Source organism: Paraburkholderia sp. USG1 (genome assembly GCF_031570135.1).
In the GTDB taxonomy this organism is placed as follows: Bacteria; Pseudomonadota; Gammaproteobacteria; order Burkholderiales; family Burkholderiaceae; genus Paraburkholderia; species Paraburkholderia dioscoreae.
The window spans coordinates 18942-31280 of sequence record NZ_JAMWXW010000035.1; the positions used below are offsets into that span (position 1 = coordinate 18942).

Here is a 12339-nt window from a genome sequence, read left to right on the forward strand (position 1 = left end):
TTCGTGATTTTACGTTGGAAATTCTGCTTCCTATACTCCGCTTCCAATAAAGCCGCCGGAGACTTCCCCATGAACGCCCCGCTAATGCCGCCACTACGTGACGCGCTTGCCGACGTATCGCTCGACGACAAATACGCGCTCGAAAAGGGCCGCGTCTATATGAGCGGCACTCAGGCGCTGGTGCGGCTGCCTATGCTGCAGAAAGCGCGCGACCGCCGCGCCGGTCTCGACACCGCGGGCTATGTGTCGGGCTATCGCGGCTCGCCGCTCGGCGCGCTCGATCAGGGTCTATGGAAAGCGAAGAAGCATCTGAAGGAACACGACGTGGTATTCCAGCCGGGGGTTAATGAGGATCTCGCGGCGACTGCCGTGTGGGGCACGCAGCAGCTCAACCTCTGGCCGGGCGCGAAGGTCGACGGTGTATTCGGCATGTGGTACGGCAAGGGGCCGGGTGTGGATCGCACCGGCGACGTCTTCAAGCACGCGAATTCGGCCGGCACCGATCCGAACGGCGGCGTGCTGGTGCTGGCGGGCGACGACCATGCGGCGAAGTCGTCGTCGGTCGCGCATCAATCGGAGCACATGTTCGTGGCAAGCGGCATCCCGGTGCTGTATCCGGCAAGCGTGCAGGAGTATCTCGACTACGGTCTGCACGGCTGGGCCATGAGCCGCTACGCGGGTCTGTGGGTCGCGATGAAGTGCGTGACGGACGTGGTCGAATCGAGCGCGTCGATCGAGATCGACCCGGACCGCTTGCAGATCGTCCTGCCGGATGACTTCGAGATGCCCGAAGGCGGCCTGAATATCCGCTGGCCCGATCCGCCGCTCGCGCAGGAAGCGCGTCTGCTCAACTACAAGTGGTATGCGGCGCTCGCCTATATTCGCGCGAACAAGCTGAACCGCGTGGTGATCGACAGTCCCAATCCACGCCTTGGGATCATGACCGCCGGCAAGGCGTATCTCGACGTGCGCCAGGCGCTCGCCGACCTCTCGCTCGACGACGAAACCTGCGCACGCATTGGCATACGCGTGCTGAAAGTGGGTTGCGTATGGCCGCTCGACGCGCAGAACGCGCGCGACTTCGCAACCGGGCTCGACGAGATTCTGGTGGTCGAAGAGAAACGCCAGATTCTCGAATATGCGCTCAAAGAGGAGCTCTACAACTGGCGCGACGACGTGCGCCCAAAGGTGTTCGGCAAATTCGACCAGCGCGACGACGAAGGCGGCGAATGGTCGGTGCCGCGTGGACAGACCCTGCTGCCCGCGCACTACGAACTGTCGCCCGCCCTGATTGCGAAAGCGATCGCCCGGCGCCTCGCCAAAGCCGATCTGCCTGCCGATTTGCGGGCGCGAATCGATGCGCGCGTTGCCGTGATCGAGGCCAAGGAGCGCGAGGCGGCCACGCTGCGTTTCGTGACGGAACGGCAACCTTGGTTCTGCTCGGGCTGCCCGCACAACACGTCGACACGCGTGCCGGATGGTTCACGCGCACTGGCCGGCATTGGCTGCCACTACATGTCGATGTGGATGGACCGCAACACGGAGACCTTCAGCCAGATGGGCGGCGAAGGCGTTGCGTGGACCGGCCAGATGCATTTCACGAATGAGCGTCACGTGTTCGTCAATCTGGGCGACGGCACCTATTTTCATTCGGGTCTGCTCGCGATTCGCGCTTCGATTGCGGCCGGCGCGAACGTCACCTACAAGGTGCTCTACAACGACGCGGTCGCGATGACCGGCGGCCAGCCGGTGGATGGCGTGCTCACCGTGCCGCAGATCGCGTTTCAGGTCGTTGCCGAAGGCGCGAAACACGTGCTGATCGTGACGGACGAGCCGGAGAAATACGACGCGAACGTTCGCCTTCCAGAAGGCGTGAAGGTGTATCACCGCGACGAACTCGACCGCTTGCAGCGCGAGTTGCGCGAAGTGGCGGGTACATCGATTCTGATCTACGACCAGACCTGTGCGACCGAAAAACGGCGGCGCCGCAAACGCGGCACCTATCCCGATCCGGCGAAACGCGCTTTTATCAACGACGCGGTGTGCGAAGGTTGCGGCGACTGTTCGGTGGAATCGAACTGCCTGTCGGTCGAGCCGTTGCAAACGTTGCTCGGGAGCAAGCGAAAGATCAACCAGTCGTCGTGCAATAAAGATTTTTCGTGCGTGAACGGCTTCTGTCCGAGTTTCGTCACGGCTGAAGGCGCGCAGGTGAAAAAACCCGTTAAACATGCGACCGCAGCCGCGTTGCCCGATTTCGCCGCGCTGCCCAGACCTACGATTGCTTCGCTATCCAAACCGTATGGCGTGCTGGTGACGGGCGTGGGTGGAACCGGCGTCGTGACGATCGGCGGCTTGCTTGGCATGGCGGCTCACCTCGAAAGCAAGGGCGTCACCGTGCTCGATATGGCTGGGCTCGCGCAGAAAGGCGGCGCTGTGCTCAGCCATGTGCAGATCGCCGCAGCACCCGACCAACTGCACGCAACGCGGATCGCGGCCGGTGAAGCGCGCCTGATTCTCGGCTGCGATGCGATCGTCTCCGCTTCCGCTGAAGTGCTGGCACGCACGCAACGCGGCGTAACGAAAGCGGCGATCAACAGCGGCGCCACGCCGACCGCACAGTTCGTGCGGGATCCGCATTGGAGTTTTCCGGCCGATCAGACACAACAGGATCTGCACGCAAGCATCGGCGACGACTGCGACTTTATCGACGCCAATCGTCTTGCGCTCGCGCTGTTAGGCGACACGCTCTATGCCAATCCGCTGTTGCTCGGCTTTGCGTGGCAACGCGGCTGGCTGCCGCTCAGCTACGAAAGTCTCGATCGCGCGATCGAACTGAATGGCGTCGCCGTGGAAAAAAATCGTCTGGCGTTCGAATGGGGCCGCTACGTCGCGCAGCACGGTGAAACCGCCGCGGATGCTTTCACGCCGCTGGCCGGCAAGCAGCAGGCCATTGTCGTGCAGATGCCCGAATCGTTGGACCGGTTGATCGAGCGCAATGTCGAGCGGCTGAGCGTCTATCAGAACCCGCGTTATGCAGCGCGCTATGTCGAAGCCGTAGAACGGCTGCGCGCGAAGGAAGCGGCCGTGGTGTCCGGGTCGAAGCCTCGCCTCACGCCGGTGGTCGCGCGCAATCTGGCGAAACTGATGACCTATAAGGACGAGTACGAAGTGGCCCGTCTCTATGCGGACCCGGCCTATATGGACAAACTGCGTGCCCAGTTCGAAGGCGAGCCGGGTCGCGATTACAAGCTTGCGTTCCATCTCGCGCCGCCATTGCTCACCAAACGCGACGAACACGGCCACCTGAAAAAACAAAGATTCGGGCAATGGACGCTCACGATGTTCCGCGCACTCGAAAAATTCAGATTCCTGCGCGGCACGGCATTCGACGTATTCGGCAAGACGCAAGAGCGGCGCAATGAACGTGATCTGATCGAGCAGTACTTCGCACTGGTCGACGAATTCTGCGCAACGCTCGACACCGCCCGTTTCGATGCGGCAATGAAACTCGCCAATCTGCCGGACGAGATTCGCGGTTTCGGTCACGTCAAGGAGCGCAACGTGCTCGCCGCGGCAACGAAGCGCGAACGCTGGCTTGCCGAATACCGCGCCGATGCGGCCGGCACGCCGCCCGTTTCATCTTCTCAACCTTTCGAAAAATCGTTATGAACTCGACAATGCATGACCGCGATGGCGTGATCTGGCTGGATGGCGAACTGGTGCAGTGGCGCGATGCGCAACTCCACTTTCTGACTCATTCGCTCCACTATGGCATGGCCGTATTCGAAGGCGTCAGGGCATACGGGACTGCTGCGGGTCCGGCGATTTTCCGGCTCGACGACCATACGAAAAGACTCTTCAATTCCGCGAAAATCTTCGAAATGACCGTGCCCTTCAGCGTGGAGACGATTCGCGACGCGCAGCTGGAAGTGGTGCGCCGCAATCAGCTGACAGCGTGCTATCTGCGTCCTCTCGTGTGGCTCGGCAGCGAACAGATGGGCCTCGGTGCGCGCGGCAACACGGTTCACGTCGGCATTGCCGCGTGGCCTTGGGGCAGCTATCTCGGCGAGGAGGGACTCGCGCGCGGAATTCGTGTCAAGACGTCTTCGCTATCGCGTCATCATGTGAATGTGTCGCTGGTTCGCGCCAAGGCAAGCGGCTACTACATCAATTCGATTCTGGCCAATCGCGAAGTCACCCGTAACGGTTACGACGAGGCCTTGCTGCTCGACACGGAAGGCTATGTGTCCGAGGGCGCGGGGGAAAACGTTTTCATCGTGCGCAACGGCGCGTTGTATACGCCGGACCTGGCCTCCTGCCTCGACGGCATCACGCGCGCGTCGGTGATTGAAATCGCGCGGGATCAGGGCCTTCATGTCGTCGAAAAACGCATTACGCGCGATGAAATGTATTGCGCCGACGAAGCTTTTTTCACGGGCACGGCAGCCGAGGTCACGCCCATTCGCGAACTCGACGATCGCGTGATCGGCAACGGCGAGCGTGGGCCTATCACGGCGTCGCTGCAGGAAACGTTCTTCGCCGCGGTTGCCGGCAAATCGGACCGCTACGCGCACTGGCTCACGCGCGTGGTCCGCTGAACCCGATATCTGCCGGGAAGCCGGGCGCTGTCGTGCCGCTCCCGGCTTACTTACGACACGAGACCGCCATGCCCGCATCCTCATCCTCCGAACGCCTTCCCGCCGACGCGATGCCCGTGCTGCGCGTCGTGCCCCAACCGTCGAGCGCCAACGTACACGGCGATGTGTTCGGCGGCTGGATCATGTCGCATGTCGATATCGCCGGATCGATTCCCGCCAGCCGGCGCGCGAATGGCCGCGTCGTCACCATCGCGGTCAATTCGTTCACGTTCAGGCAGCCCGTTTTTATCGGCGATCTGCTGAGCTTCTATGCGGATATCGTCCGCGAGGGACGTACGTCGATCACCGTCAACGTGGAAGTCTTCGCTCAACGCATGGGCATGGCGGCCGACGTCGTCAAGGTAACGGAGGCTACCCTCACCTTTGTCGCCACCGACTCGATGCGAATGCCTCGCCCTCTGCCGCCCAATAACGCCGTTTCCACACCTTCTGCCGCTGGGCCCACCTTGGTGCCCGACGCGAATTCCGTCAGCTAGCCAGAGAGAGTTCGTAAGGAACGTACCCGCGCTCGCCGAGCGCGTTAAATTGCCGCTCGCGACGCCTTCCGCATAGCGCAAATATGACGGAATCAAGGCAGCAGGTCTCATATAAAAACTATCGTTCACCTGCACCTTGCGCGGGAAAAAAGCCGCCCGATCGTCTCTTGACCCAGATCAACAGCGGCGTCCAGGGCAACGCTACAGTCAACACTCACGATCTTGTTGCGGCGCACAATCATGGAGCATAAGAGCACGCTTCCATAGGCGCCCGCAATGTCGGCGTGCCGGGGAACGTCTACTGTCACAGGCAGTTCTCGTTTTGCCGCCCTTCTTCCGTACTAGCTGTCCTGCTGTCGCCAGTTCGTTCGGCCATACTGCCGCGCGCGCAGGACAATCAAAAGGAACTCAGATGGACACTCGCTCCAAGCCGGCTCGCGCAGAACCTCGCGCAGAACATCATGCAGCGCCGGACAGTTCTGCCGTCTCCGATTCTGCCGCGCCGTTCCGTGAACTGGACCATGCCAAGGAAGCCATGATCGCGCGGTTGACGGCGGGTCTGTCGCCCGCCTCGCTCGGCGCAGCACTCTCCGACTGGTTTATCCATCTTGCGGCGGCGCCCGGCAAGCAACTGGAACTCGCGTCGCTTTGCGCATTGAACACGAGGCGTATCGCCGACTATCTCACCCATGTTTCCTCCGGCATTTACGCCCCGGTGCTGGCAGAGCCGTCCTCGAAAGACGACCGCTTTCGTGCCGACGTGTGGCAGACCGAACCATACCGGCTGTGGCAGCAGACATTTCTGCTCGCCGAGCAATGGTGGAATACGGCCACGCGCGAAGTGCCCGGCACTACCCGTCATCATGAAGACGTCGTGTCGTTCGTCGCGCGCCAGTTGCTCGATATGCTGGCGCCTACCAATTTTCTGCTCACCAACCCGGAGGTGTCGCAGCGCGCCATGTCGACAGCCGGCATGAGCCTGGTTCAGGGCGCACGCAACGCGCTTGAAGACGCGATGCGCCAGCAGAGCGGGACGCCCCCCGCGGGCCTCGAACAGTTCAAGGTGGGCGTCAATCTCGCCGCGACGCCGGGCAAGGTTGTCTTTCGCAATCATCTGATCGAACTGATCCAATACAGCCCCACGACCGACGAGGTGGTTGCCGAGCCGGTGCTGATCGTCCCCGCGTGGATCATGAAGTACTACATCCTGGATCTGTCGCCGCATAACTCGCTGATCCGCTATCTGGTCGGACAGGGGCACACCGTGTTCTGCGTCTCGTGGCGCAACGTCGACGCCGACGACCGCGACCTCAGTCTTGAAGATTACCGGCAACTGGGCGTGATGGCCGCGCTCGACACCGTCTCGAAGATCGTCCCGGACCACAAGATCCACGCAACCGGCTATTGCCTCGGCGGCACGCTGCTGTCGATCGCGGCGGCAGCAATGGCAGGCTCGGGCGATAACCGGCTGGCATCGGTCACGCTGTTCGCGGCGCAAACGGATTTCACCGAGCCTGGCGAACTGGAGCTCTTCATCGACGACAGCGAGGTGTATTTCCTCGAAAGCATGATGTGGTCGCAGGGCTATCTCGGCGCGCATCAGATGGCCGGCGCGTTCCAGCTTCTGCAATCGAACGATCTCATCTGGTCGCGCATCGTGCATGACTACCTGCTGGGCGAGCGCGCGCCGATGATCGATCTGATGGCGTGGAACGCGGACGCCACTCGCATGCCGTACCGCATGCACTCGGAATATCTGCGTCAACTGTTCCTCGACAACGACCTCGCGTCCAGCCGGTATCAGGTGAACGGGCGGCCGGTTTCGATTCACAACATCCGGGTGCCGATGTTCGTGGTGGGCACCGAGCGCGATCACATCGCGCCGTGGCGTTCGGTCTACAAGATTCACGATCTGTCCGACACGGAAGTCACGTTCGTACTGACGAGCGGCGGTCACAACGCGGGGATCGTCAGCGAGCCGGGCCATCCGCACCGGCAATTCAGAATCAAGGAAACCACCGCCGACGATCTGCGCGTGAGCCCCGATGAATGGACGGCCGCTGCCACGCAGCAGGAAGGCTCGTGGTGGCCCGTCTGGTCCGACTGGCTCAAAGCCAGGTCAAGCTCGGAACTCGTCGCACCACCGGCCATCGGCACCGACCGGAGCGCCGACAAGCTTCCGGACGCCCCAGGCACCTACATTTTCCAGCACTAGGGGGAATCGTGAACGATCTTCTATTGCACAATCGTACCTTCGACGAACTGGCGATCGGTGAATCCGCATCGCTCGTGCGGACAGCGGGGCAGCTCGACATCGATCTGTTCGCCGCCGTTTCCGGCGACGTCAATCCCGCCCACACCGACGCAACCTTCGCCTCGAACGACATGTTCGGCCATATCGTCGTTCACGGCATGTGGACCGGCGCCCTGATCTCCGCCCTGCTCGGCACCAGGCTGCCTGGCCCCGGCACGATCTATCTGGATCAGAATCTGCAGTTCCGCCGCCCGGTCACACCGGGCGACACGATCACCGCCACGGTAACCGTGAAGGAAAAGCGCCCCGACAAGCGGATCGTTCTGCTCGACACGCGCTGCACGAACCAGAAGGGCGACGTCGTCCTGCTCGGCACGGCCACGGTGATCGCACCATCTGCACCGATTGTCTGGCATCCCACACTTCAGCCTGAAGTTACCGTGCGCCGGCATGACCGTTACGAGGCGTTCATCCGCGAAGCGCGCACCCATACCGCACTGCGCACGGCCGTCGTGCATCCCTGTTCACCGGATGTCATTCAGGCAGTCTTCGAGGCACGCGACGAAGGACTGCTCGATCCGATACTCGTCGGGCCCGAAGCGAAAATCCGCGCCGCCGCCGAAGCCGCTCAGGTGAGCCTCGCGGGCATCACAATCGAGGCGGTCGCGCACAGCCACGCGGCGGCCGCGCGCGCCGTCGAACTCGGCGCGGCCGGCAAGGTCGCCGCGCTGATGAAGGGCACGCTGCATACCGACGAACTGCTCTCTGCGGTCGTCGCTTCCGGATCGGGCCTGAGAACAGGCCGGCGGATCAGCCATGTTTATGCGATGGACGTGCCCGCTTACTCCAAACCGCTGATCGTCACCGACGCGGCGGTCAATATCTCGCCGACCCTCGCGCAGAAGCGCGACATCTGCCAGAACGCGATCGACCTGCTGCATGTTCTAGGCGTCGAGCAGCCGCTGCTCGCCGTACTCGCGGCTGTTGAAACCGTCAATCCGGCCATGCCGACCACACTCGACGCGGCTGCGCTCACCGTGATGGCCTCACGCGGCCAGATAACCGGTGCTCTCGTCGACGGCCCGCTCGCCTTTGACAACGCGATCAGCCTCGCCGCGGCAACGACCAAGGGCGTCCACTCGCCGGTGGCCGGTCAGGCGGACATCCTGCTCGTTCCGGATCTGGAAGCCGGCAACATGCTGGCGAAGCAACTGGTGTATTTTGCCGGCGCCGACGCCGCGGGTCTCATTGTCGGCGCGCGGCTGCCGATCATCCTGACGAGCCGCGCCGACAGCCTGCGGGTACGCCTCGCATCGGTCGCGCTTGCCAGGCTCGTCGCCGAAAGCAGCATGGGCGATCTGCTTCAATCATGAACGCCCCGCTTCTCCTCACCTTCAACCCCGGCTCTTCGACGGTCAAGATCGGGCTATTCCGTGTCGTTGCCGGTGAAGCCACGAGAATCGGCCAGGGCATGATCGATTTCCGGCATCAGCCCTTGCAGTTGCACCTCGTGAACGGCGGCGAAACTCTAGACATCTCACTTCAGTCTGCCGTCACCGAAGATCTGCACGATGTGCTCGACGAAACGCTGGGCTGGTTCGCCACGCATTTTTCGCTCGACGATCTCGTGTCGGTCGGTCATCGCGTCGTGCATGGCGGCGATCGCTTCGCCGGCCCCGTCGCCGTCACCGACGAAACGCTTGCGGCTATTACCGAACTCGTCCCGCTTGCGCCGCTGCATCAGCCCCAGAGCGTGCGGCTGATCCGCGCGATCCGGCATCTGCGGCCTCATCTGTTGCAGGCCGCGTCGTTCGACACGGCTTTTCACCGCACGCAGGCCGCTCTCGTCCAACGCTTCGCGATTCCACGCGGACTCTTCGACAAGGGCATCAAGCGTTACGGCTTTCATGGGCTGTCCTATCAGTTCATTCACGGCCAGCTCGAACTGCAGTTTCCGCAACTCGCAAGCGGCAAGGTCATCGCAGCCCACCTGGGTAGCGGCGCAAGCCTGTGTGCATTCGAGGACGGCGCGAGTCGCGACTCGAGCATGGGTTTCTCGACACTCGACGGCATTCCCATGGCCACGCGATGCGGCGCGCTCGACGCCGGCGTCGTGCTGCATCTGCTCGAACAGCAAGGTCTGAACGTCAAGGAAGTCGAGCATATGCTGTATGAAAAGTCCGGCCTGCTCGGTGTCTCCGGCATCAGCGCGGACAGCCGGGAACTGGAGGCGAGCCACCGGCCGGAAGCCCGCGAAGCGCTGGAACTCTTCGCTTTCCGTATTGCAGGCGAGGCCGCGCGGCTCGCCGCCACGCTGGGTGGTCTGGATAGCCTCGTCTTCACAGCCGGAATCGGCGAGCATCAACCCTCCGTGCGCCTTGCCGTATGCGAGCGCCTCGCGTGGCTGGGTGTCGAACTCGATCGCGACGCGAACGACAGCAATGCGCGCGTAATCAGCAGCGTGCGCAGCCAGATAACGGTGCTCGTCCTGCCGACCGATGAAGAGCAGATCATCGCCAACGAGGCTATTGCCGTATTGCACAACGAGGCATTGAAATCATGAATTCCATCATCGATCTGACAGGCAAGCGCGGGCTGGTGGTTGGCATTGCGAACGAACACAGCATCGCCACCGGCTGCGCGACGCTGTTTCGCGCCGCCGGCGCGGAGCTGGCCGTCACCTACCTGAACGACAAGGCCGAACCGTTCGTCCGTCCGGTTGCCGAGGCGCTTCAGTCACCTCTTGTCATGCCGTGTGATGTGCGCGTTCCGGGCCAACTGGAAGCGGTCTTCGAACGGGTCACGAAAGAGTGGGGGCGGCTCGACTTCGTGCTTCACTCGATCGCCTTCGCACCCGCCGACGACTTGCATGCGAGCCTCGTCGACTGCTCAGCCGAGGGTTTCGCGCTCGCGATGGATGTGTCGTGCCATTCGTTCATCCGTATGACAAGGCTTGCGCTGCCGTTGATGCCCGACGGCGGCAGCCTGATGACCGTGAGCTTTCTGGGCGCCGAACGCGCGGTCGATCACTACAACGTGATGGGGCCCGTCAAAGCCGCGCTCGAATCGAGCGTGCGTTATCTTGCCGTCGATCTGGCGGCACGTCGCGTTCATGTCCATGCGATTTCGGCGGGCGCGGTCAAAACACGCGCCGCCTCGGGCATCGACCATTTCGACGCACTGCTCGACGACGTCCGCTCGCATACGCCCGCGAAGCATCTTGTCACGATCGAGGAAATTGGCCGGATTGCAACCGTGCTCGCGAGCGAGGCCGGCATGACGCTGACGGGATCCACCATCTATGCGGACGCGGGCTTCCATATTACGGCATGAGCCGACCGGACCCATCCAGATCATGGGCTCTCACATGGCACTCGATAGATACAAGGTTTTTAAGCTTTCCAAAAGGAGCATGCAATGACAAGAACAGCATTGATTACTGGCGGAGTAAGTGGAATCGGTGCGGCAACGGCGAAACAGTTGCAAAGCGGCGGCTATTCGGTGATTGCCAACTATTTCGGTAACGATGCCGAGGCGGACGCATTCCACAAAGAAACTGGCATTCCCATCTTCAGTTGGAACGTGGCCGACTTCGATGCCACCCAGCAAGCAATTGGCAAGATCGTCGCACAATCGGAGCCGATCGATATTCTCGTGAACAACGCCGGCATCACCCGTGACAGCACATTACACAAAATGACGCTGGAGCAATGGCGCAGTGTCATCGACGTGGATCTGGGCGGCTGTTTCAATACGTGCCGGGCTGTCATAGAAAGCATGCGCGAGCGCCGCTTCGGACGGATCGTGAATATCAGTTCGGTTAACGCGCTTTCCGGGCAATTTGGCCAGACGAACTATTCAGCCGCAAAGGCGGGCCTTATCGGTTTCACCAAGGCGCTTGCGCTCGAAGGCGCATCCCGGGGCATTACGGCCAACGTGATCGCCCCGGGTTATACGGATACGGGCATGGTGCGCGGTGTGCCGGATGAGATTCTGAAAACGATCGTCAGCGGCGTACCGGCGGGAAGACTGGCCACCACGGATGAAATTGCGCGCGGCGTCGTCTTCCTTGTTGCCGATGAGGCGGCGTTCATCAACGGAGCCACGCTTTCGATCAACGGCGGCAAATATATGGCGTGAGCTACGCAACACCAGGACACCACGCTACGGCAAAAGTACCGCCATTGCGGGCCAATCGACGGAACGTCTTCTCCGCGAGGCGCCCGTACTCGCAACAGGCGTATGGCTATCCGATGGTCAGATCGTCGTTGACCGCGTGCACGCCGGGCGCCCCCCAAGCGGCTCCGCGCACGATCGACCGCTCGGCATAAGAGCCGACCTTTCCGGTCAGCGTTACCGTGCCGTCACGCACGCTGACGCCAATGTGATCCGCTTCGCGCTCGACATGACGCACGAGGGCTTTGCGAATGCTGTCGCCGATATCGTCCCCTGCCGGGCTCTCATGCACTTCGATGAGATTCGACAGTCCCGTCACACCGCGCATGGGGTTGATCATGCGCGCTGCGAGATGACGCTGATAGGCTCGCTCAAGCCTGCCTCGCAACGTCACCCAGCCATTGTCGACTTCCACCTGAACGTTGACGTCCGACACTCCAACGGTCCACTTCAGGATCGACCGGACAGCGTTCGCAATGTCCTCGTCCGTTCTGACATCGCTGTGCGGCAAGCGGATATCCATCTTGACGACTACCGACTTCACGCCCGCCACCCGCTTCGCCGCCTTCTCGGCAGCCAGCTTTTCCGCATAACTGGCCGGATGGCCGGACAGCGTGACCACCCGGTCTTTCACCTCGACCTCGATGTCCGTCAAGGACACTGCCGGATCCCATGCCAATTCGTCCGCAACTTCCTCCTGCAACTGCGTGTCCGTTTTCATTGCGCTCTCCTTTCGTTTTCCATGGTCATCCGCGTGAATGACGACTGACTTCGC

9 protein-coding genes are annotated in these 12339 nt (G+C 62.0%); 8 read left to right on the forward strand and 1 reads right to left on the reverse strand.

Annotation, left to right across the window (positions count from 1 at the left end; translation table 11 throughout):
• Nucleotides 1-69 precede the first annotated feature (69 nt).
• The 8 genes from NE850_RS33000 to phbB all read left to right on the forward strand — a co-directional run bounded on the left by NE850_RS33000 (nucleotide 70) and on the right by phbB (nucleotide 11528).
• Nucleotides 70-3669, forward strand: a complete 3600-nt coding sequence (locus NE850_RS33000) for an indolepyruvate ferredoxin oxidoreductase family protein (RefSeq protein ID WP_165189415.1) — start codon at nucleotides 70-72, stop codon at nucleotides 3667-3669.
• Nucleotides 3666-4598, forward strand: coding sequence for a branched-chain amino acid transaminase (locus NE850_RS33005; RefSeq protein WP_007178383.1), 933 nt, complete (start codon nucleotides 3666-3668; stop codon nucleotides 4596-4598). Before NE850_RS33000 ends, NE850_RS33005 begins: the two co-directional genes overlap by 4 nt.
• A 68-nt stretch (nucleotides 4599-4666) precedes the next feature.
• Nucleotides 4667-5134 (forward strand): acyl-CoA thioesterase, encoded by a 468-nt coding sequence (locus tag NE850_RS33010; protein WP_007178384.1) that lies wholly within the window; start codon nucleotides 4667-4669, stop codon nucleotides 5132-5134.
• A 412-nt stretch (nucleotides 5135-5546) separates the two neighbouring features.
• Nucleotides 5547-7349 (forward strand): alpha/beta hydrolase, encoded by a 1803-nt coding sequence (locus NE850_RS33015; protein WP_007178385.1) that lies wholly within the window; start codon nucleotides 5547-5549, stop codon nucleotides 7347-7349.
• An 8-nt stretch (nucleotides 7350-7357) separates the two neighbouring features.
• The gene (locus NE850_RS33020; protein ID WP_007178386.1) at nucleotides 7358-8761 is read left to right on the forward strand and encodes a bifunctional enoyl-CoA hydratase/phosphate acetyltransferase; all 1404 of its coding nucleotides are present in this window, start codon (nucleotides 7358-7360) and stop codon (nucleotides 8759-8761) included.
• A complete protein-coding gene (locus tag NE850_RS33025) occupies nucleotides 8758-9951 on the forward strand; it encodes an acetate/propionate family kinase (RefSeq protein WP_310699888.1) in 1194 nt (397 codons plus the stop codon). Before NE850_RS33020 ends, NE850_RS33025 begins: the two co-directional genes overlap by 4 nt.
• An 8-nt stretch (nucleotides 9952-9959) precedes the next feature.
• Complete coding sequence (gene fabI, locus NE850_RS33030; RefSeq protein WP_197740321.1) at nucleotides 9960-10721, forward strand: enoyl-ACP reductase FabI; 762 nt, start codon at nucleotides 9960-9962, stop codon at nucleotides 10719-10721.
• 84 nt (nucleotides 10722-10805) lie between these two features.
• Nucleotides 10806-11528: an acetoacetyl-CoA reductase gene (phbB, locus tag NE850_RS33035; RefSeq protein ID WP_007178389.1), complete on the forward strand. Its 723-nt coding sequence runs from the start codon at nucleotides 10806-10808 to the stop codon at nucleotides 11526-11528.
• 106 nt (nucleotides 11529-11634) lie between these two features.
• Here the strand turns inward: phbB and NE850_RS33040 are convergent, their stop codons facing one another.
• Nucleotides 11635-12285 (reverse strand): BON domain-containing protein, encoded by a 651-nt coding sequence (locus NE850_RS33040; protein ID WP_007178390.1) that lies wholly within the window; start codon nucleotides 12283-12285, stop codon nucleotides 11635-11637.
• Nucleotides 12286-12339: the final 54 nt, after the last annotated feature.

Coding starts and splice junctions, on each gene's coding strand:
- NE850_RS33010 (WP_007178384.1), top strand. CDS start 4,667: ATGCCCGCATCCTCATCCTCCGAACGCCTTCCCGCCGACGCGATGCCC.
- NE850_RS33005 (WP_007178383.1), top strand. CDS start 3,666: ATGAACTCGACAATGCATGACCGCGATGGCGTGATCTGGCTGGATGGC.
- NE850_RS33025 (WP_310699888.1), top strand. CDS start 8,758: ATGAACGCCCCGCTTCTCCTCACCTTCAACCCCGGCTCTTCGACGGTC.
- NE850_RS33015 (WP_007178385.1), top strand. CDS start 5,547: ATGGACACTCGCTCCAAGCCGGCTCGCGCAGAACCTCGCGCAGAACAT.
- phbB (WP_007178389.1), top strand. CDS start 10,806: ATGACAAGAACAGCATTGATTACTGGCGGAGTAAGTGGAATCGGTGCG.
- NE850_RS33000 (WP_165189415.1), top strand. CDS start 70: ATGAACGCCCCGCTAATGCCGCCACTACGTGACGCGCTTGCCGACGTA.
- NE850_RS33040 (WP_007178390.1), bottom strand. CDS start 12,285: ATGAAAACGGACACGCAGTTGCAGGAGGAAGTTGCGGACGAATTGGCA.